Source organism: Phreatobacter stygius, assembly GCF_005144885.1.
Lineage (GTDB): Bacteria > Pseudomonadota > Alphaproteobacteria > Rhizobiales > Phreatobacteraceae > Phreatobacter > Phreatobacter stygius.
This window is the reverse complement of record NZ_CP039690.1, coordinates 5,424,102-5,442,835: the sequence shown is the minus strand read 5'-3', so window position 1 is coordinate 5,442,835 and position 18,734 is coordinate 5,424,102. Positions and strand designations below refer to the sequence as shown.

The following is an 18,734-nucleotide window of genomic DNA, read 5'->3' as shown; positions in this document are numbered from 1 at the left end:
AGATTCAGTTCTTCAGATCGTCCGGCACCTTGCCGCCATTGGCGGCGAGCTTCACCATGACCTGCTTGTGCAGCCAGACATTCATCGTGGCGGAATCATTGGTGTCGCCGGTGTAGTTGAGCTCCTTGGCGAGCTCCTTGCGCGCCGACAGGCTGCTGTCGAGGTTGAGCAGCTTCATCAGATCGACGATCGAGGTCTTCCAGTTCAACGGCTGGGAGGCTTTCGAGGCGAGATCGGTGAGCACCGCGGCGACATCGACGGTCGCGCCGGGTGCTGCCGGAGCCCCCGGCGTCGCGGGAGCAGCTCCACCCGCTGCGGCGGGCGCCGGACTTGCCGCGCCACCGGCGGCAGGCGCTGCCGGGGCCTCGGCCGCTTCAGCGCGGCCGGGCAGAATCTTGTTCAGGATCGAGCTGAAAATACTCATACGGGTTCTCCAGTTTCACGTTGCCCCGCCGTGAAGCTAGCACGCTGATGCCGGGAGACAATGACAGCGCGAGGAAATCTCCGCACTCAACCCGTTTTGCCCGCCGCCGGCGGTGTCTTGAAATGCTCCGCCATCCAGTCGTCCCAGACCGGCTCTTGGCGCGCCGCGACCGCCAGGGCGTCGTCACCGTAGAAGTAGAGGCTGACCGCGGCACGTGTGATGCCGCCCCAGCTATAGGCGCCGACCATGGCAAGGCCCGGCGCCGGCTGGTCGAGCCGCAATGTCAGTTCCCGGTGATTGCCGCCTTCGCTGATCCGTTCGACCGTGCCGGCCAATGGCGGTGCCGTCTCGGCCGGCGCCGCGCGGCGCTGACCGAGCGCCGCGTCGGCGAGATTGAGCTTGCCGGTCAGCAGGGCCCAGGCCTCGGCATCGCTGCCGGCATGCTGGCCGGTCGGGCGAATCGACGTGCCGGGTTGGCCGGCGAAATGCGTGAGATAGAGCTTGAGCACCTCGAAGAAGGGCGGCCAGCCGGTCTCCATGCTGCCGAGTTCATCATCCCAGTCGGATTGTGTGGTGAACAGGCTGTGGACGAGACGCACCACGCAGGTGCCGCCGGCGCGCGCCTCGATGACGAATTCGGTGCCGAGCGGCGGCGCCGTCTCGCTCCAGCCCGGCTCGACATAAGCAAAGCACCGGGGCGGCTCGAAGGCCGTCACCTCACCTGTCGATTCCAGGCCGGGTCCCAGATGAAAGGCAACCGCTCCGCCTTGCCGCTCCTCGACTTCGGAAGGCACGAACCAGGAGGAGATGCCGGGACCTGTGGCAATCGCCCGCCAGACCTGATCGGGCGTGCCCGGCAATTCGAATTCCAGCGCAATGGAGCGGCGCTCCTGACCATCCGTCTTGATCGGCATCACGAGACCTCCTCGGTTGGGCTGGCGAAACGCGCGCCGATCCAAGCGGTCCAGGCGGTCTCCGCCTGCCGGGCGGCATCGCCCGCGCCCTCGCCATAGAGATAGAAACGGATGGTGAGATAGACCTTGCCGCCCATGGCATGGGGCACGAGATGGGCAAGGCCCGGCGCTGGCCGGTCGAGCTGGACAAGCAGTTCCTCCGGCGCCTCCGGCTGGCCGGCCCATGCGACCGCGCCGGCAAGCGGCGGGCCGTCGGCCGGCGTAGCCACCTGGTCGCCGGCTGTTGCGCCGGCCAGGCCAAGCGGGCCGGTCAATGCCATCCAGGCTTCGCTTTTCGGCTCGGGCGCAATGCCCATGACCTGGAACGACGTGCCATGCCGGCCGGCAAAATGGGCAAGATAGAGCTTGAGCACCCGAAAGAACGACAGCCAGCCATAGGTGTGACCCTCGAACTGGCTATCCCAATCGTCGTTGCTGGCGAACCAGCTATGGACGACGCGCACCACGCAGGTGCCACCGCCACGCGCCTCCACGGTCCATTCGGTGGCGACCGGGCTCGGCCCTTCGGTGGTCTCGACGACGAAACGCCGGGGCGGCGCCCATTCGGTGATGCTGCCGACCGAATCCATGCTGTTGCCAGGGCCGAAATGCGAAACGGCGGTGCCGCCGGTGCGCTCCTCGACTTCGCTCGGCACGAACCAGGACGAGATGCCCGGCCCCGTGGCGATCGCCGCCCAGACCTGGTCCGGCGTGCCGGGAACCTCGACTTCGGCCTCGACCGAGCGACGCCCGGACGCATCCTTCTTCACTGGCACGGCATCGTCTCCCGTCCTGCGTCGGGCGGCAGCGGATGGGCCACCAGCACAAGGCGATGGCGGCGCCCGCCCGGCGCGTCGCCATCGTGGTAGCGTGCGACCAGCGCGGTGATGGCGCCGGTGAGTTCGTGGGTGAAGGCGGCCCGTTCCGCCGCCGAACGGAAGCGGATCTCGGTGTCGATCGCCAATGTCGCCAGGCGCTTGTCGGCGGCGATGGCGCGGCGCCAGAGATCGCCGACCTCGCGGACGATGCGGGCGCCGAGCGCGATGAGATAGCTCGCCGACAGCCGGTCGCCGCCGCGGGCAGGATCGGAGCCGACGGCGCCAAGCGCGTCCGGCGAGACGACATAAGATCTGGCGGTCGCCACCAGCAGGCGCTCGGTGAGGCCGCCCCACTGCCGCTCCTCGGCGACGCGCACCAGCCTGTGGGCCTCCAGCGCGCGCAGGTGATAGTTCACCTTCTGGCGCGCCATGCCGATGCGCTGGGCGAGCGCGGCCGCCGAGGCCGGCTCGGAAAGCTCGGCCAGGAGACGGCTGCGAACCGGTTCGAGCGCCACTGTCGCGGCCATGGGATCGGCAATGACTTCAACATCCAGCATGGCCGGAAGATAGCTTGACAATATTTGTTGTCAAGGCGGGCGATGCGCATTTGCGAAGGTCTGTCTCGAGCCGTCAGACTCGCCGCATTTCCGCAAGCCCGCGTTCACCACCTTCGCCCGACCCAGCCGGCCGCGACGTCATGCCCTTGCGACATCGCCAACAAGACTGCGGCGACCCGGGCTGAGACCGCGCAGAAGGAACAGGCGGCAAAGCGCGCCGAGGAAGAGGCACACATCGAGTCCGAACAGGCGATCGCCGAGCGCGAAGCGGCTGCCCGCCGCGCCCGCGAAACCGCCAACATCGAAGCCGCCCGCGACGTCCGGCAGAAGGACACCGAAGCCAAGCGCGACCTGCAGATCGTCTCGCAGGAAAGCGTGATGATGAGCAGTGGCGCCGGGGCGCCGGGGCGCCCGCCAAGCTGTCCGACCCGTCCTTTTCGACCAATCTGCTCGCCTATGGTTCATCCAAGACGGCGCTGAATGCGATCACCCTGGCCTTCGCCAAGGAATTCCTGGGCACGTCGATCAAGATCAATGCCGCCAATCCCGGTTATGTGGCGACCGATCTGAACGGTCATAGCGGTCCACGCAGGGTCGCCGAGGCTGCGGCGATCGCCATCCGGCTCGCGACGCTCGACGCCGACGGCCCGACCGGTGGTTTCTTCAACGATGCGGGGGTGAAGCCATGGTGCGCGGCACGCTGGAGCGAGACCTAGCGTCCCTGCGCCGGACGGTGGCCGTAGAGGCAGCCATAGAAACCGCCGACGACGGTCGGCACGAGGACCGCCGCGACAAGCGCGACCGCCAGCCACTGCGCCTCATCGACCAACAGGCCGCACAATAGAAGGCCCATGCCGCCGAGCATGAACAAGATGCCGGTCAGGCGCTGCGTGGCGCGCCAATGAGCCGGCTCGGCGGTCATCCAGGGCAGGCGCAGGCCGGCAAGCCGGTTCGGCTGCGTCTTCGGCAGCACATTGCCGAGGAGGATCAGCATGACGGCGAAACCCAGGCTGATGATGCGGACCATGCGGTCGGGATAGCCGGTGCCGATCAGCACGATGCCGCCTTGGACCGCCAGGGCGAGCGCCGAGATGGCCGGCACGACGATCGCCCAGACATGCTTGCCCGCGGCCAGTTGCTCGGCCGGCGCGAAGCGACCGACGAGGGCGAAGATGGCCGCGTTGGCGGCCACCATGACGGGCGCTATGGCGAGGGCGGCATTGCGCGGCCAGAAGGAATCGGCCTCGCCGCTCGGCCCCCAATGCACCGGTAGCAGCGCATTGGCGGGCACTAGGACAAAGCCTGCCAGCGTGACCATCGCCAGGGCCGCCCAGAGGGCAAGGTTGAAGCGCGAGAACAGGGTTTGGCTCATCGAGCCTGATCCTTGAGACTGAGAAGCCCGGCGAGGGCCTCTTCGAGAATGGATGTGTTGAGGTGATAGATCAGGCTCGTCCCCTGCCGCTCCACGGCGACGAGCTCGGCCTGCTTCAGCTTGCTGAAATGGACCGACAGCGTCGGCTTGCTGAGGTCGAAATGGCCTGCCAGATCGCCGGCGCTCATCGGGCTGGCCTTCAGCAGCGCCAGCACCTTGCGCCTGACCGGGTGCGACAGGGCTTCGAAAACCGCATTGATGCCCATGGGCCCCTCGACCGACCGCTATTGGCGACATCTCTTATTTAGCTAATCATCTAATTAGAGTCACGACGAAATTTAAGAGCCGACCGCAAACCGACCCGGGCCAATCCCGATCCATGACGTCAGAGGTCATCGACCCACCTACCCCAAGACGCGATGGTGACCCTGCACGCCGGCCAGAGCGGCCCGGCCAAGCTTTTAGGAGACCACCATGCCCGCCTTTGCCATCGCCCGCCTGCGCAACGTCGCCATGGGCCCTCAGATCGTCTGTTATCTGCAGCGGATCGACGCCACGCTTCAGCCGTTCGGCGGCCGCTTCGTGGTCCATGGCGGCAAGATCGAGGTGCTGGAGGGCAATTGGGACGGCGACCTGATCATCATCGGCTTTCCCGATGGCGACAAGGCGCGCGCCTGGTATGCCTCGCCGGCCTACCAGGACATATTGGCGCTCCGCATCGACAATTCCGAAAGTGACACCTTCTTTGTCGAAGGCGTATCCGAAGACCATCGCGCGACGGATGTGCTGGCGGGATGAGGCGGGGCAAGCCTCGATCACACCGGCCGGGCGCGTTCAATCCCCCATACGTGGCGCGCCCATCTTGAACCAGGCCTTGGCGATGCGACCGCCATCGACCTCGTAGATGGCGATGACGTCGACCTCGCCCCGCCCCTCGGGGAAATTGCGGCTGACGACCTCGCGGTCGACCACCATGGTGCCGACCGAGACACGCGCGATCAACCGGCCGAACAGGTCCGGCTCCTGGAAGCGGGCGACATGGCGGGCGCGGATCGCCGCCGCGCCGTCGGCGAGCAAGGTCGCGGGATGGGCGAAAACCTGGGCGTCGTCATGCCAGAGCGCCATGAAAGCCTCGATGTCGCGGGCATTATAGGCGTCGAGCTGTCGTGCGACGACGGTCTCGGCGTCCGGTTCATTCGTAGCGGTGCTCATCACATGTCCTTGGCGGCAGGGCGCGGCAGAATACCACGCTCCGGCCGGCGGCAATGGCAGGTTCGACTGGCAGGCTATGCGCAGCCGCCGCGCCGCGATAAGGACTCCCGACCAATCTGCGCGGGTCCGATCCCATGCCGAAATCCCCATTTGCCAAACGGCTGGACGCGGTGCAGGCCGAACTCGCCCCGTTGTTCAGGCTCCATGGCTTCGCGCGCCACGGGCGGACCTTCAATCGCCAGACCGAAGACCGCCTCATCCAGGTGGTCAGCCTGCAGATGGGCCAGCCGGCGATCGGCACCTTGGCGCTTTTGCCAGCGGAGCTTGCTCATCTCGGCCGCGACCTGTCGGGCCGCTTCACGGTCAATCTGGGCGTCCACCTCGGGGAGATCTGGGACTGCAACAACCCGCGGCCGGCTGGGCACAATCTCCAGGACCATCATTGCCAGATCCGCGCACGGCTCGGCGAGCTCTGCCGGATGCCCGATGCCTGGTGGCCGCTGGACCAGCCTTCATCTCCCCTCGCCTTCGATATCGGCCGGCGCCTGGTCGCCATAGGCCTGCCGTTCCTCGATCGCTTCCGGTGCCGCGACGACATCATCCGCGACTGGGTGGCGTTCAACGCGGACGAGCGCCTGCTGTCGAGCCGGGCGCGGGTCGACGTGGCAGTGCTGCTCGCGACACGCGGCGACGCGGCCGGTGCGGTTCGGCTGCTCGGCGAACAGGTGCGGGCGACGCCGCTCAAGCTCCATGCCGATTATGTCCGCGCGCTCGCCCGCAAACTCGGGCTCGGCGAATTGCCGACGTGAAACAGCGCTTCCGAGAGGCCGCCCTCCCTCACTCGGCCTGAAGTGGCGCCGTACCGTCATTGAGAATGTCGAGATAGGCCCGATAACCGAACACACGCCCGCGACGACGACCTGTGACCTCCTCGATGATGCCAAGGCGCTTGAGATCGGCGAGCGCCGCGTTGATGGTAGGTGCGGTCAATCCGGTTTGGCTCGCCAGCCTGTTGGCGGTGGCAAAGGGATTTTGCTGAAGGAGGTCGTGGACGCGCAAGGCCGAGTTCGCCCGCTCGGCTGCGGCGACGATGCGCTCACGGTCCTGCTTGAACAGAGCGACAATGCGGGTGGCGGCGTCGAAAGCCTGGTTCGCCGTCTGGGCGACACCATCGAGGAAAAATTCGAGCCAGGCTTCCCAGGCCCCACGCTCGCGCACCTCCTGGAGCAGCCGGTAATACTGTGCACGGTGCGTCTTCAGATAGAGGCTGAGATAGAGCAGCGGCTCGCGCAACACGTCGTGTACGCAGAGATAGAGTGTAACAAGCAGACGGCCGATGCGCCCGTTGCCATCAAGGAACGGGTGGATGGTTTCGAACTGAACGTGCAGAAGCCCCGCCTTGAGGAGAGCAGGCAGGCGCGAGGCGTCCTCGTGCATGAAGCGCTCGAAACCATCGAGGCATGTGTCGAGCTCCGTCACCGGCGGCGGCACGAACAGCGCATTGCCAGGACGCGTGCCACCGATCCAATTTTGCGAACGGCGGAATGCGCCAGGGTCTTTGTTCCCGCCGCGGCCATCCTGGAGGAGCCGCCCATGCATTTCGCAGATCAAACGAAGCGAAAGCGGGAATGTCTTCAGCCGCTCCAGGCCGTACATCATCGCATCGACATAGTTCGACACCTCCCGGATGTCGCCGACAGGCTCGCCCGATTGGGCTTCCGTCTCGAAGCGCAGCAGGTCGGAAAGGCTCGACTGGGTTCCTTCGATCTGCGAGGAAAGCACGGCTTCCTTGCGGACATACATGTAGAGGAACAGGTCGTGTCGCGGCAGCAGGACGGTGATCCCGTCGAGACGGCCAAGCGCACGCTCGGCCAGGCTCAGGCGGTCCAGAAGGCGGAGCACATCGATCGGTGGATGAGGCGGCAGCGGCGGCGGCACGAAGGCACGCACGATCTCGCCGGCAACCGGGGTTTCGACGAAGCGGCCAAGCCGCGTATTGCCGTTCTCGACCAGGCTCATGCGACGACCATGAACGGCACACACTAATTAAGCAATGCGCCACTTTCTTTATTAGCGAGGACCGCTAGTTAAGTCTGCTTAATTGGCGGGTCCCGCTCGGCAGTAGATTGCCGCTCTCTAGCGGGCCCTGCTTGGCGCAGCAGATCTTGGCTGTGGGTCCCGCAGCCGCCCCATCACCTGGCGGGCGCGACGACCTGCGCGACCATGGTCCTGACGATCACGCGGTGGAACGGCAATATGGCGGCAAGATAGGTCCGGCCGAGCAGATTGTGGGTCTTGACCAGGGTCGTCGCCGTGACGCGCCGGCGGCCGCCGGCCTCCGAGACGTCAACGATCATGCGAAAATCCAGGTGCTTGTCATCGAGGCCGGCGATGAGGCGATGTGGCGTCTCACTGATCACCGGAAAGATCCCGATCCTATCCGACGCCTTGGCGGCCGATGGCTGCCCGGCCTTGAGGCCGAACGGCGCGACGACGGCGTTGCGCAAACCAAGGAGGGTGTTGACCCAGCGCGGCGAGCGCCCGAACGCCCGTTCGGCGGCGGTGCGCGCGTCCATCCCCACCTCGTCGACCACCACGCTATAGGCATCGGCGAATTGTGCGCCGGCCAGGACCTGGCCGATCTCGACGTCTGGCTCGACGGCTTGGACCATCATGCCTGATATCCCCATGGGCAGACGATGTATGTCTCGTCGCCGCAGTAGCAGGTTCGCCGGCCGCGCCCAACGCGGGACGTTGCCGCACGGGGCCGCTGGCTCGGCAAAGGGGTCGGCAGCAATCCGCGCCATCAGGCATTCCGATGCAGGCGACAGGTTTTTCCGATTTGCCTTTGCACCCGCACTGATCTCGACTGGCTCGCCGTCGAGGGCGACCCGCGAAGGCACCATGGCGACGACCAGACTGAGGAGCGGGCGTGAGCGGCGAGACGATCTTCTTCATCAATGGGCCGAATGCCAACCTCTACGGGCTCGATCCCGGCGGCACCTATGGCAGCGACAGTTTTCCGGTGCTGCAGGCGCGCTGCGAGGCGCATGCCCGCGGTCTCGGCCTCACGCTCGACTTCCGCCAATCCAACCACGAGGGCGTGCTGGTCGACTGGATCCAGGAAGCCCGCGGCGGCGCCGCCGGCCTGGTGATCAATGCCGCCGGTCTGACCTATACGTCGGTGCCGATCCTCGATGCGCTGCTCGCCTTCGGCAAGCCGGTCGTCGAGGTCCATATGAGCAATATCTGGAAGCGCGAAGCTTTTCGCCACCATTCCTATGTCTCGAAGGCGGCGACCGGCGTGATCGCCGGGCTCGGCGGGCTCGGTTACGAACTCGCCATCACCGCCGCGGCCACGCTCGTGCGCGCGGACATCCGGTAATGGCGCGCGAGACGATCGTCTTCTCCAGCGCGGTCGATCCGATCGCACCCTGGCGCGAAGGGCTCGAGGCGGCACTGCCGGATGTCGCCTTGCGCGCGCCGCCCGAGCTCAGCGCCGACGACGACGTTCGTTATGCGCTGGTCTGGAAACCGCCCGAGGGCTTTTTTGCCGCCTATCCCAAGCTGAGGCTGATCACCATCCTGGGCGTCGGTGCGGACGCCCTGGCCGGCCGCACCGACCTGCCGGACGTACCGATCGCCCGGCTGTCGGATCCGGCCATGGCGCAGATGATGGCGAGCTACATACTCTTCGCCGTCCTGCGCTATGCACGCGACATCGACGTCTTCGAGGCGGCCCAGCGCGACAGGCGATGGCACTATGTCCATCCGCGCGAGGCGCGGTTGACCCGGGTCGGCGTGCTGGGGCTCGGCGAGCTCGGCGGCGTGGCTGCGACCGAACTGGCGCGGCTCGGCTTCGATATCAGTGGCTGGTCGCGCTCGCCGAAGACCCTGCCCGGTGTCAGGACAACCTCCGGCATCGACGCGCTGGATGCCTTCCTGGCCGAAACCGACATATTGGTCGTCATGCTGCCGCTGACCGGGCAAACCCATCACCTGCTCGATGCCCGGCGGCTGGCGCTCCTGCCCGCGGGCGCCAAGCTCATCAACGCGTCGCGCGGCGCGGTGGTCGACGAGCCCGCGATGATCCAGGCGCTGGTCTCGGGCCAGCTCGGCGGCGCGACGCTCGACGTGTTCGAGCGCGAGCCGCTGCCGACAGACCATCCGCTCTGGACGTTGCCGAATGTGCTGATCACGCCGCACCTGGCCTCGGTCGCCTTGCCGGCCTCGGCCGCCGCGCAGATCGCGGCGAACATCCGCCGCCTGCGTTCAGGCGAGCCGGTCCGGCACCGCGTCGACCTCACGCGCGGCTATTGAGGCGGCGGCCGGCAGCCCCTCGGCCGCCAGCGCCCGGTCGAGATAGGACCAGAACGCCTCCACCGCCGGGCGCATCGCATGCCGGCGCAATCTCAGGCGCATGATGCCGACGGCGGTCACGTCGTCCTCGATCGGCACGGCGGCCACCCGGCTGCCGTCATAAGACGATGTCGAGCGCGGCACGACATTGAGGATCGTGTAGCCGTGACCGCGCCCGACCAGGCCGCGGATGAACTCGAACGAACGCGACCGGAAGGCAATGCGCGGCTGCAGGCCGCAGGATGCGAACAGCCGGGCGAAATAGTCGCGCGAATGGGGCAGGTCGAGCAGGATGAACGGCTCGTCGATGACCTCGCGCAGCGACACCGTCTCCCGGCCGGCCAGCGGATGGGTGTGGCTGACGATGAGATGCGGCGGCAGGATCGCCAGCGTCTCGCCCAGCACTTCATCCGGCAGCGCGTAGTCATAGGACAGGGCGATCTCGACGCGGCCCGACAGCAGGCCATCGAGGATCTCCTGCTGGTCGCCCTCCTCCATCTTCACCTGAATGCGCGGATGGAGCAGCGCGAAGCCGGTCAGCAGGCCCGGCATGAAGCGCGCGGTCAGCGTGATGAAACTGCCGACCGTGATCTCGCCCTGCAGCGCGGAACCCAGCGAGCGGGTGTTCTCCTCGAAGTCGCGGGCATGGCTCAGCAAGAGCCGGGCGTCATGCACCAGGCGCTGGCCGGCGCTGGTCAGCGTCATGCCGCGCGCATGGTGGCGCACGAAGACCTGGACGCCGAACTGCTCCTCGATCTGCGCGATGGCGGCGGAGACCGACGGCTGGGAGACGTGGAGGCGGCGGGCGGCCTCGGTGACGTTGCCCGCCTCGGCCGTGGTCACGACGTAGCGCAGCACGCGCAGCGAAATCCGCATCGGATAATCCTATCCTGTTCCACCGATAAACATATTTTACCGATCTCGGGCTTTGCCGCAATCTGAGGCATGACCAAGATTGGAGCAGGCAGATGATCCGTACGGGCGAGGAATACCGCGCCGGCCTTCGCGATGGTCGCGAGGTCTGGATCGACGGCGAACGGGTGAAGGACATCACCGTCCACCGGGCGCTCAAGCCGATCATCGATATCAGGGCGCGCATCTACGACATGCAGCACGAGGCGAAGTTCCAGGACGGACTGACCTATATCGACACCAACCAGCGCAGCTCGAGCCTCTACCGCCCGCCACGCGAGACCAAGGACTGGACCGACAAGACCACCGCCGTCGACCTGGTGCTCAACGAGATCGGCGGCGTCGTCACGCGGGTCGGCGACGAGACGGTCGGCGAGATGTGGTCGCTCTATGACGGCCGCGACGTGCTGGCCGAGATCGATCCGCGCTTCGCCGACAATATCGACCGTCATATCCGCGCAGTGGTCGAGAACGACATTTTCCACGTCTCCGCCAATACCGATCCGAAGGGCGACCGTTCGCGGCCGCCGCAGGACCAGGACCCGGACATGATGGTCCGCGTCACCAGGGAGACCGACGCCGGCATCATCGTGCGGGGCGCCAAATACGAGACGGCCTCGGCCTATGCCGACCAGGCCTTCCTCAAGCCGACGGTCGGTGCCTGGTCGAATGAGAAGCTGTCCGACTATGCGGTCGGATGCATCGTCAAGATGGGCGCGCCGGGGGTGAAGCACATTTGCCGCGCCGGTTTCGCCGGGCGCACCGACCCTGCCGACTATCCGCTGGCCAACCGGTTCGACGAGGTCGAGGCGCTGGTGGTCTTCGACGACGTGCTGATCCCCTGGGAGGACGTGTTCTTCTACCGTCACACCCGCGCGGCCCAGCATGTCCGGGCGACGCTGCACCGCTATTCGGCCTTTCCCTATGTGCTCCGGCTGCTCTACACCGCCGACATGATGATCGGCGCGGCCATGTGGAACGCCAAGCAGACCGGTCTCGACAAGCTGCAATCGGTGCGCGAGAAGCTCGCCGACCTGGTCTGCTACCGCGAGGGCATCAACGCGCACCTCACCGCGTCGATCGCGGCGGCCCAGCGCAGCCCCGGCGGGCTGCTCATGCCGCACCAGTCGATGCTTTATGCCGGCCGCGTCTTCGCCTGCTCCAACCTGCCGACCATGATGCATATCGCCCGCGAACTGTGCGGCGGCCAGATCTGCATCACGCCCAATGCCGAGGCCTTCGCGACCAGCGGCCCGGATGCCTGGCTCAACAAGTTCTACAGCCTGAATGACAACTGGCAGGCCGAGGACCGGCGCAAGCTGCTGGCCTTTGCCCGCGACCTGTTGAACTCCGACTATGCCGGGCATCGGCTGACCTTCGTGCAGTTCGCCCAGGCACCGCACTTCAACCATCTGGCGGCGGTCTATAACAGCTTCGATTTCTCCGGCCCGCTCGACTTCGTGCGCAAGTCGGCGCAGCTGTCGGATCGCGTCGCCGGCCAGCCGGAGGCGCTGCAATGATCGCACCCGTTGACGGCGCCCGGTTTCGCGAGGCCATGCGGCTGACGGTGTCCGGCGTGGCGGTGGTGACCACCGACGGACCGCACGGCCGGGGCGGCATGACCGTCTCGACGCTCTGTTCCCTGTCGATGGAGCCGCCTTCGGTCGTCGTCTGCATCCACGCGGCCAACCGGAGCCTGCAGACCCTGATCGACAACGGCGTCTTCGCGGCCAATGCGCTCGCCGACGGACAGGAGCATGTCGCCGACACCTTTGCCGGCCTCGTCGCGGCGCTCAGGGATGATCGTTTCGCCGCCGGCGCCTGGTCGGTGCTCGGCACCGGCGCGCCGGTCCTCGACGGCGCCCTGTGCAGTTTCGACTGCCGGGTCGCCTCGGTCTTCGCCTTCGGTTCGCACCGCATCGTCGTCGGAGAGGTGCTGGGCCTGAACGTCACGCCGGCCGCGCCGCTGGTTTATTCCGACCGTGCCTATCGCCGCCTGCAGGCGGCGTGAGAAAGGACCCGATGACGACCCATCAGCGCTTTCGCAAATTCAACACCAAAGAAGCCTACCCTGAACAGTCGCTCGACAACGACGTGTGCATGGCGGTGCGCGCCGGCAACACGGTCTATCTGCGCGGCCAGACCGCGATGGATCTCGACGGCAAGATCGTCGGCATCGGCGACGCCGCGGCGCAAGCGGAAAACGCCATGGCTTGCGCCAAGGTGCTGCTTGAAGAGGCAGGATCGCGCCTCGCGCACATCACCAAGATCGTCATCTACATCACCGACCGCGCTTACCGCGAACCGGTCTACCGGGTCGTCGGCCGCTGGCTGAAAGGTGTCTACCCGGTCTCAACCGGGCTGATCGTGCAGGGCCTCGCCAAGCCTGAATATCTGATGGAGATCGATATCATCGCCGAGATACCGCAAGACTGAGCACCTTATAGACATCACTCTTTCGATGACGGACAACACCATTCCGTCACGATATCTTGTCGTTACAAGCTATCAGCCTCCTTAATTCTGCAAGTGCTTCAAAAATAACAGAGCATGGCACGGTCTTTGCTTCAAAGACCGCGACCGCATCGAAGAACACAGAAGGGGATCGTCATGATAAACCGTAGAACCGTGCTCAAGACAGGGCTGCTGACGGCGGCGGCCATCGCCACCCCAGCCAGGGCGGCTGAAAAACTCATCGTCAGCACGTGGGGCGGCAGCTTCCGCGATCTGATCGAGGAGGCGATCGCCAAGAAGTTCAAGGCGGAGACCGGCGCCGAGGTCGACTACATCACCGGTGGCACGATCGACCGGCTCAACAAGGCCAAACTCGCCAAGGACAGTCCGGAGAGCGACATCACCTTCACCACCTCGCATGTCGGCTGGCTCTACGCCAATGACGGCCTGTTCGAGACCGTCGACTTCGCCAGGATCGCCAACGCCAGGAACCTGGTCGAGCAGGCCAGGATCAGCCCGTTCCATTTCGGCGCCTGGGGTTATGTCTATACCATCGGCTATCGGCCGGACCTGACACCCCGGGGCATCGACTTCTCGAGCTGGAACGATCTCTGGAAGCCCGAACTGAAGTCGACACTCGCCTCGCCCGACTTCGATCCGAGCCACATCATCAACGTGGCGGCGCTGCTCTCGGGCGGCGATGCCGCAACCTGGCAGAAGGGCGAGCAGAAGCTGCTCGCGCTCAAGCCCAATTTCAAGGCGTTCTACACCAACGATGCCAACAGCCAGCAGCTCATCGCCACCGGCGAGACGCCGGTCCAGGTGCTGCTGTCGATGAACGCCTACCACATGATCGGACAGGGCGTGCCGATCAAGGTGGTCATCCCGCGCGAGGGCGCCGTGCTCGGCATCGACACGGTGGCGATCACCAAGGGCAGCCGGAAGGCCGAACTTGCCTATAAATTCCTCAACATCGCGCTCGACCCCGAGGTCCAGGCCAAGATCGCCGAGATCAAGAAGGGCAGCCCGGTGGTCACCAATGCGGCGGTCAGCGCCGCGACCGCGGCGCTGCCCGGCGTCTTCACCACGGCCGATCAATGGAAAAGCCAGGCCATCGTGATCGACCACAAGCTGCGCGCCGAAAAAACCGCGGAATGGCGCAAGTGGTTCGCCGAGAACATCATGGCCAAATGACCCGCCCCACCTGACATCTCGGACGGGCGGCGGCCGACGCCGCCCGCTCATCGCACCGGATGCCGCCAAGCCATGAACCGACGTCCCTTCCTCCTGCCGCTGATCTCGCCGGCCTTCCTGATCGCCTTTGGCATCGCGGCCGCGATGGCGGCGATCCTGCAATACAGCCTGCGCACCTTCGTGCCCGGCTCGCTCGATGTCGGCGCCTTCACCCTGGCCAATTTCGCCGGGCTTTTGAAGCCGGTCTATTGGCAGGCCATGATCGATACCGTGGTGATCTGCCTGGAGACCGCGCTGGTCGCGCTGATCCTCGGCTATCCCTTGGCCTATGCGCTGGTCCGCGCCCGCAGCGTCGCGCTGAAATCCTTGATCCTGGTGGTCGCGGTGACGCCACTTTTCCTCGGCGAGATCGTGCGGACCTATTCGTGGATCGTGGTGCTGGGCAATAGCGGCTTCCTCAACTCGCTGTTGCTGAAGACCGGCCTGATCGAGCGGCCGATCCAGTTCATGTTCACCCAGTTCGGGGTGATCGTCGCGCTGGCCCACGTCACGCTGCCGGTGGTGGTGATCATGCTGGCGGCGGCGCTTGCCCATATCGACCGTGACTACGAGAAGGCCGCCGGCAGCCTCGGGGCGACCCCGATCCGGGCCTTCCTGACCGTGACCCTGCCGCTCTCGATCCCCGGCATCGTGGCGAGCTTCACCACCGCCTTCGCCTGGACCTTCAGCGCCTTTGCAACACCCCAGATCATCGGCGGCGGCAAGGTCAACACCGTGTCGACGCTGGTCTACCAGGTCGGCTTCGCCTCGTTCAACTTCCCGTTCGCCGCAAGCCTCAGCCTGGTCGGGCTGATGCTGGCTCTGGCGACGCTGGCGCTGCTGACCCGCGCGACCCGTCGGCTCGAGACCATGGGAGGCCATTGATGCGGATCTCGCCGCTCCATCGCGGGCTTTCGATCCTCGGGCGCATCGTCGTCGCCCTGATCCTCGCCTTCGTCATCCTGCCCTCCTTCGTGGTGACGATTGCCGCCTTCAACGACAAGGCGATCCTGAGTTTCCCGCCATCAGGCTATTCGCTGCGCTGGTTCGAGCGGGCACTGAGCTATGGCGACTTCAGGGCCGGCCTGCGCAACGGCCTGGTGGTCACCGCCTGGGCATCGACCATCGCCCTGGTGGTTGGTGCCGGTTTCGCATTCGCGCTCAAACGCTACGCCTTCCGCTTCAAGGCAATGGTCGAGAGCGTCCTGCTGTCGCCGCTGATCGTGCCGCATTTCACCATCGGGCTCGGCCTCTTGATCCTGGCCGCCCAAATCGGCGCGGCGCGCAGTGTGGCGCTGGTCGTCTTCACCCACGTCATCCTGGTGCTGCCCTTCGTCATGCGCAGCGTCTACATCTCGCTGCAGAATGTCGACGAACGCCTGGAACTGGCGGCCGCGAGCCTCGGCGCGCCACCCGGGCGCGTGCTCACCTCGATCACCTTGCCGTTGCTGCTGCCGGGCCTGGTCAGCGGCTGGCTGTTCGCGGCCATTCTCTCGTTCAACGAGTTCACCGCCTCGCTGTTCGTCACCAGCCAGGCGACCCAGACGCTGCCGGTCGCGATGTACAATTACGTGCGCGAATATGCCGACCCCACCCTTGCCGCGGTCTCGGTCATCTACATCGTGATCACCGCCCTGCTCTTGACCATCGCCAACGCCTTCCTTGGCCTCGGAAAGGTTCTCAATGTTGAGCATGCCCGCTAAACGCCCGGAGGCTTCGAGCGCGCCGCCGCCGCTGCCGGACAGTGCCCGCCTGGTTCCAGCCGTCCAGCTGGACGGCGTCGCCAAGAGCTTCGGCGAGGCCTCGGCGCTGCGCGAGACCTGGCTGAAGGTCGCGCCGGGCGAGTTCGTGACGCTGCTCGGTCCGTCCGGCTGCGGCAAGACCACGCTGTTGAACCTCGTCGCCGGTTTCCTGGAGACCGACGCAGGCGAGATTTTCATCGGCGGCGATCTGGTCACGGAGACCCCGACCTGGCAGCGCGAGATCGGCGTGGTGTTCCAGAACTATGCGCTGTTTCCGCATATGAGCGTCGAGCAGAACATCGGCTACGGATTGAAGATGCGCGGCGTGCCGAAGGCGGAGATCGCCACCCGCGTCGCCGAGGCGCTGGAGCTGGTCAAACTCGCGGGTTTTGGCAGCCGCAAGCCGCGCCAGCTCTCGGGCGGCCAGCAGCAGCGGGTGGCGCTGGCGCGCGCCCTGGTGATCCGTCCCAAGGTGCTCCTGCTCGACGAGCCGTTCTCGGCGCTCGACAAGAACCTGCGTGTCGCCATGCAGGTCGAGCTGAAGGAGATCCAGCGCCGGCTCGGCGTCACCACCATCTTCGTCACCCACGACCAGGGCGAGGCGCTCAGCATGTCCGACCGGGTGGTGGTGATGTCGCAAGGCCGCATGCACCAGATCGGCACCCCAGACGAGGTCTACCGGCGGCCCTGCGACCGCTTCGTCGCCTGTTTCGTCGGCGATGTGAACATCCTGGCCGGTTCGCTCGAGCGGCGGCTGGGCAAGGGCGCGACGGTCGCCGTCGGCGACGCGTCCTGGGCCGTCTCGGCTGACGCGCTCGATGCCTGCGTCCTCGGCTCGGCGATCGACGTCTTCGCGCGGCCGGAGGACATCCGCCTGACCGAACACGCCGCGCCCGGATCGATCGCTGGCACGGTGGCCGCCCTGGTCTACCAGGGCGGCCATGTCGACGTTTACGTCACCGTCGCCGAGGCCAGGGGCGGACGGCTGGTGGCGCGCCTGGCCGGCCATGAGGCCATGGCGCGCTTTCCCGTCGGCACCGCGGTCGGCGTCCTGCCGCCGGCGGCCGATCTGATCGCATTCCCAGCAGAAGAAGGTCCGCCGGCTTGACCTATTCCATCGCAGCCCGATGCCCACGCGACAACGCATTCGGCATCGCCATCACCTCATCCAGCATCGCGGTCGCGAGCCGCTGCGCCTGGGTCGGGCCGCTCGGCCTGGTGGTCACCCAGAACGTCTCCGATCCCGCCCTCGGCCCGGCCGGCCTTGGCCTGCTGCGCCAGGGGCTCGGCGCCGGCGCCGTTCGCGACGCCCTGGTGAGCGGCACGCCGGAGCCGGCCTGGCGCCAGGTCGGCGTGATCGACCGCTACGGCCAGGTGGCGCTGCACTCGGGCGAACAGGCCCTGCCCGTTGCCGCCATCGCCCGGGGCGACGGTTGCTTCGCGCTCGGCAACCTGCTGGCCAACCCTGACGTGCCGCGCATCATGGTCGAGACCTTCGCGGCCGAACCGGCCCTGCCGCTGGCCGAGCGGCTGCTGCGCGCGCTGGAGGCCGGCGTCGCCGCCGGCGGCGAGACCGATGACGAGCATGGCGCGGGGCTGCATGTCGCCCGCGCCTTCGACTGGCCGGTGGTCGATCTCCGGGTCGACTGGCACGACCTGCCGATCACCGAACTGCGCCGGGTCTGGACGCTCTATGCCCCGCAACAGGCGGCCTATGAATGGCGCGCGCTGAAACCGAGCCAGGCGCCGAGCTTCTGACCGCATGAGTGGAAATGCCGGCGCGCATGGCGCAGTCTCGCGCGGCGCAGGCGTTGCGACGGGATGAGTCACGCAAGCCCGCGCTGGCAGGCGGAATGGCGGGCCCATGGCGACGGCGCGGCGGCGGTTCAGGATCAGGCTCTTGGTCTGGGCGCTTGTCCTGGTCGCCAGCCTCTACGGCGCGCTTGCCTATCTGGCGCTGCCGGCGGTCTGGTCGCATTACGAGCATCAGCCCGGCCTTGCCGGCCGACCCATGGTGACCACCACGACGACGGGCATTCCGGGCGACCCGATCAATGTCGGCCTGGTCGGTTCGCGCGGCGAAGTGGCGCAGGCGCTGACGGCCGCCGGCTGGAAGCCGGCCGATGCCATCACCTTGCGTTCGAGCCTCGGGATCGGCTTCAGCGTGCTGTTCGCCAGGCCCTATCCGCAGGCGCCGGTGAGCACCTTGATGTTCGAAGGCCGGCCGCAGGACCTCGCCTTCGAAAAGCCCGTGGGCGGCAGCGCCGACCGCCGCCACCATGTCCGCTTCTGGCAGGCACTGCAGCGCGGCACCGAAGGCCGGCCGGTCTGGCTGGGGGCAGCCAGCTTCGACCGGGGCGTCGGCTTCAGCCGCTTCACCGCCCAGGTCACCCATCACATCGCGCCCGATGTCGATGCCGAGCGCGACCTTGTCATCGCCGACCTGACGGCGGCCGAGATGCTGGCCGCGACCTATCAGGTCTCCGGCATCGGCCCGACATTGGCTGGCGTCAATGGCGGCGGCGACCGCTACTTCACCGATGGCGAGGTGACCATCGGCATCCTCAGCGTCGATGCCGCAAGGGTCGCGGAGGCCCCTCGCGAACTCGCCAACCCGCCGGCCGTCGCGGTGAAACAGGGCGTCTGGCAGGCGATCTCAGGCGTGCTCCGGTGGTTTGCCAGCCGCTAGCGTGCCGGC

24 protein-coding genes and 2 pseudogenes are annotated in these 18,734 nt (G+C 66.7%); 16 read left to right on the top strand and 10 right to left on the bottom strand.

The features are described 5' to 3' along the window. Positions 1-4 precede the first annotated feature (4 nt). The 4 genes from E8M01_RS25705 to E8M01_RS25690 form a co-directional block, all read right to left on the bottom strand. Entirely contained in the window at positions 5-424 is a 420-nt protein-coding gene (locus E8M01_RS25705; RefSeq protein WP_136962752.1) for a DUF3597 domain-containing protein, read from the bottom strand. A gap of 86 nt (positions 425-510) precedes the next feature. Further along, positions 511-1,338 carry an SRPBCC family protein gene (locus E8M01_RS25700; protein WP_136962751.1) on the bottom strand — a complete coding sequence of 276 codons (828 nt, stop codon included), beginning with the start codon at positions 1,336-1,338 and terminating at the stop codon, positions 511-513. Continuing rightward, complete coding sequence (locus E8M01_RS25695; RefSeq protein WP_136962750.1) at positions 1,338-2,153, bottom strand: SRPBCC family protein; 816 nt, start codon at positions 2,151-2,153, stop codon at positions 1,338-1,340. Before E8M01_RS25695 ends, E8M01_RS25700 begins: the two co-directional genes overlap by 1 nt. Beyond that, entirely contained in the window at positions 2,144-2,752 is a 609-nt protein-coding gene (locus E8M01_RS25690) for a helix-turn-helix domain-containing protein (RefSeq protein WP_136962749.1), read from the bottom strand. The genes E8M01_RS25695 and E8M01_RS25690 overlap by 10 nt, the downstream gene beginning before the upstream one ends. Before the next feature lie 144 nt (positions 2,753-2,896). Here E8M01_RS25690 and E8M01_RS25685 point away from each other — a divergent pair. From E8M01_RS25685 to E8M01_RS35605, 3 genes and pseudogenes are all read left to right on the top strand, one after another. Continuing rightward, positions 2,897-3,133 (top strand): annotated as a pseudogene (locus tag E8M01_RS25685) (flotillin family protein); the annotation flags it as partial. 38 nt (positions 3,134-3,171) lie between these two features. Next, a pseudogene (locus tag E8M01_RS35895) lies at positions 3,172-3,270 on the top strand (SDR family oxidoreductase); the annotation flags it as partial. A 36-nt stretch (positions 3,271-3,306) separates the two neighbouring features. Then, a complete protein-coding gene (locus E8M01_RS35605; protein WP_246088435.1) occupies positions 3,307-3,468 on the top strand; it encodes a hypothetical protein in 162 nt (53 codons plus the stop codon). Here the strand turns inward: E8M01_RS35605 and E8M01_RS25675 are convergent. Both E8M01_RS25675 and E8M01_RS25670 read right to left on the bottom strand, forming a co-directional pair. Next, on the bottom strand, positions 3,465-4,124 hold the full coding sequence (locus tag E8M01_RS25675; RefSeq protein ID WP_136962747.1) for an SdpI family protein: 660 nt from the start codon (positions 4,122-4,124) through the stop codon (positions 3,465-3,467). The genes E8M01_RS35605 and E8M01_RS25675 overlap by 4 nt on opposite strands. Continuing rightward, positions 4,121-4,390: an autorepressor SdpR family transcription factor gene (locus E8M01_RS25670; protein ID WP_215908801.1), complete on the bottom strand. Its 270-nt coding sequence runs from the start codon at positions 4,388-4,390 to the stop codon at positions 4,121-4,123. The genes E8M01_RS25675 and E8M01_RS25670 overlap by 4 nt, the downstream gene beginning before the upstream one ends. Positions 4,391-4,598: 208 nt before the next feature. Here E8M01_RS25670 and E8M01_RS25665 point away from each other — a divergent pair, with 208 nt between their 5' ends. Next, complete coding sequence (locus E8M01_RS25665) at positions 4,599-4,922, top strand: DUF1330 domain-containing protein (protein WP_136962746.1); 324 nt, start codon at positions 4,599-4,601, stop codon at positions 4,920-4,922. A 36-nt stretch (positions 4,923-4,958) separates the two neighbouring features. On the opposite strand, the gene E8M01_RS25660 is transcribed toward E8M01_RS25665, so the two are convergent. Further along, on the bottom strand, positions 4,959-5,336 hold the full coding sequence (locus tag E8M01_RS25660) for a nuclear transport factor 2 family protein (protein WP_136962745.1): 378 nt from the start codon (positions 5,334-5,336) through the stop codon (positions 4,959-4,961). A 134-nt stretch (positions 5,337-5,470) separates the two neighbouring features. Here E8M01_RS25660 and E8M01_RS25655 point away from each other — a divergent pair, with 134 nt between their 5' ends. After that, positions 5,471-6,145, top strand: a complete 675-nt coding sequence (locus E8M01_RS25655) for a DUF4304 domain-containing protein (protein WP_136962744.1) — start codon at positions 5,471-5,473, stop codon at positions 6,143-6,145. A gap of 28 nt (positions 6,146-6,173) precedes the next feature. Here the strand turns inward: E8M01_RS25655 and E8M01_RS25650 are convergent, their stop codons facing one another. Both E8M01_RS25650 and E8M01_RS25645 read right to left on the bottom strand, forming a co-directional pair. Continuing rightward, entirely contained in the window at positions 6,174-7,355 is a 1,182-nt protein-coding gene (locus E8M01_RS25650; RefSeq protein ID WP_136962743.1) for a Fic family protein, read from the bottom strand. Positions 7,356-7,528: 173 nt separating this feature from the next. Continuing rightward, on the bottom strand, positions 7,529-8,242 hold the full coding sequence (locus tag E8M01_RS25645; protein ID WP_342778626.1) for a DUF2867 domain-containing protein: 714 nt from the start codon (positions 8,240-8,242) through the stop codon (positions 7,529-7,531). 26 nt (positions 8,243-8,268) lie between these two features. On the opposite strand from E8M01_RS25645, the gene E8M01_RS25640 reads away from it, so the two are divergent. Together E8M01_RS25640 and E8M01_RS25635 are read left to right on the top strand one after the other, a co-directional pair. Continuing rightward, the gene (locus tag E8M01_RS25640; RefSeq protein WP_136962742.1) at positions 8,269-8,721 is read left to right on the top strand and encodes a type II 3-dehydroquinate dehydratase; all 453 of its coding nucleotides are present in this window, start codon (positions 8,269-8,271) and stop codon (positions 8,719-8,721) included. Further along, positions 8,721-9,656, top strand: coding sequence for a 2-hydroxyacid dehydrogenase (locus tag E8M01_RS25635; RefSeq protein WP_136962741.1), 936 nt, complete (start codon positions 8,721-8,723; stop codon positions 9,654-9,656). Before E8M01_RS25640 ends, E8M01_RS25635 begins: the two co-directional genes overlap by 1 nt. Here E8M01_RS25635 and E8M01_RS25630 read toward each other — a convergent pair. Next, on the bottom strand, positions 9,609-10,571 hold the full coding sequence (locus E8M01_RS25630; protein WP_136962740.1) for a LysR family transcriptional regulator: 963 nt from the start codon (positions 10,569-10,571) through the stop codon (positions 9,609-9,611). The genes E8M01_RS25635 and E8M01_RS25630 overlap by 48 nt on opposite strands. 92 nt (positions 10,572-10,663) lie before the next feature. Between E8M01_RS25630 and E8M01_RS25625 the strand changes: the two genes are divergently transcribed. The 9 genes from E8M01_RS25625 to E8M01_RS25585 all read left to right on the top strand — a co-directional run bounded on the left by E8M01_RS25625 (position 10,664) and on the right by E8M01_RS25585 (position 18,725). After that, positions 10,664-12,127 carry a 4-hydroxyphenylacetate 3-hydroxylase family protein gene (locus E8M01_RS25625; RefSeq protein ID WP_136962739.1) on the top strand — a complete coding sequence of 488 codons (1,464 nt, stop codon included), beginning with the start codon at positions 10,664-10,666 and terminating at the stop codon, positions 12,125-12,127. Next, entirely contained in the window at positions 12,124-12,618 is a 495-nt protein-coding gene (locus E8M01_RS25620; protein WP_246088434.1) for a flavin reductase family protein, read from the top strand. Before E8M01_RS25625 ends, E8M01_RS25620 begins: the two co-directional genes overlap by 4 nt. Before the next feature lie 11 nt (positions 12,619-12,629). Then, complete coding sequence (locus E8M01_RS25615) at positions 12,630-13,043, top strand: RidA family protein (RefSeq protein ID WP_136962738.1); 414 nt, start codon at positions 12,630-12,632, stop codon at positions 13,041-13,043. Positions 13,044-13,217: 174 nt separating this feature from the next. Then, a complete protein-coding gene (locus E8M01_RS25610) occupies positions 13,218-14,255 on the top strand; it encodes an ABC transporter substrate-binding protein (protein ID WP_136962737.1) in 1,038 nt (345 codons plus the stop codon). A gap of 72 nt (positions 14,256-14,327) precedes the next feature. After that, positions 14,328-15,179 carry an ABC transporter permease gene (locus E8M01_RS25605; protein WP_136962736.1) on the top strand — a complete coding sequence of 284 codons (852 nt, stop codon included), beginning with the start codon at positions 14,328-14,330 and terminating at the stop codon, positions 15,177-15,179. After that, positions 15,179-15,997: an ABC transporter permease gene (locus E8M01_RS25600; protein WP_136962735.1), complete on the top strand. Its 819-nt coding sequence runs from the start codon at positions 15,179-15,181 to the stop codon at positions 15,995-15,997. Before E8M01_RS25605 ends, E8M01_RS25600 begins: the two co-directional genes overlap by 1 nt. Beyond that, complete coding sequence (locus E8M01_RS25595; RefSeq protein ID WP_136962734.1) at positions 15,987-17,144, top strand: ABC transporter ATP-binding protein; 1,158 nt, start codon at positions 15,987-15,989, stop codon at positions 17,142-17,144. Before E8M01_RS25600 ends, E8M01_RS25595 begins: the two co-directional genes overlap by 11 nt. After that, entirely contained in the window at positions 17,141-17,794 is a 654-nt protein-coding gene (locus E8M01_RS25590) for a DUF1028 domain-containing protein (protein WP_136962733.1), read from the top strand. Before E8M01_RS25595 ends, E8M01_RS25590 begins: the two co-directional genes overlap by 4 nt. Before the next feature lie 106 nt (positions 17,795-17,900). Next, positions 17,901-18,725 (top strand): LssY C-terminal domain-containing protein, encoded by an 825-nt coding sequence (locus E8M01_RS25585; RefSeq protein WP_136962732.1) that lies wholly within the window; start codon positions 17,901-17,903, stop codon positions 18,723-18,725. Positions 18,726-18,734: the final 9 nt, after the last annotated feature.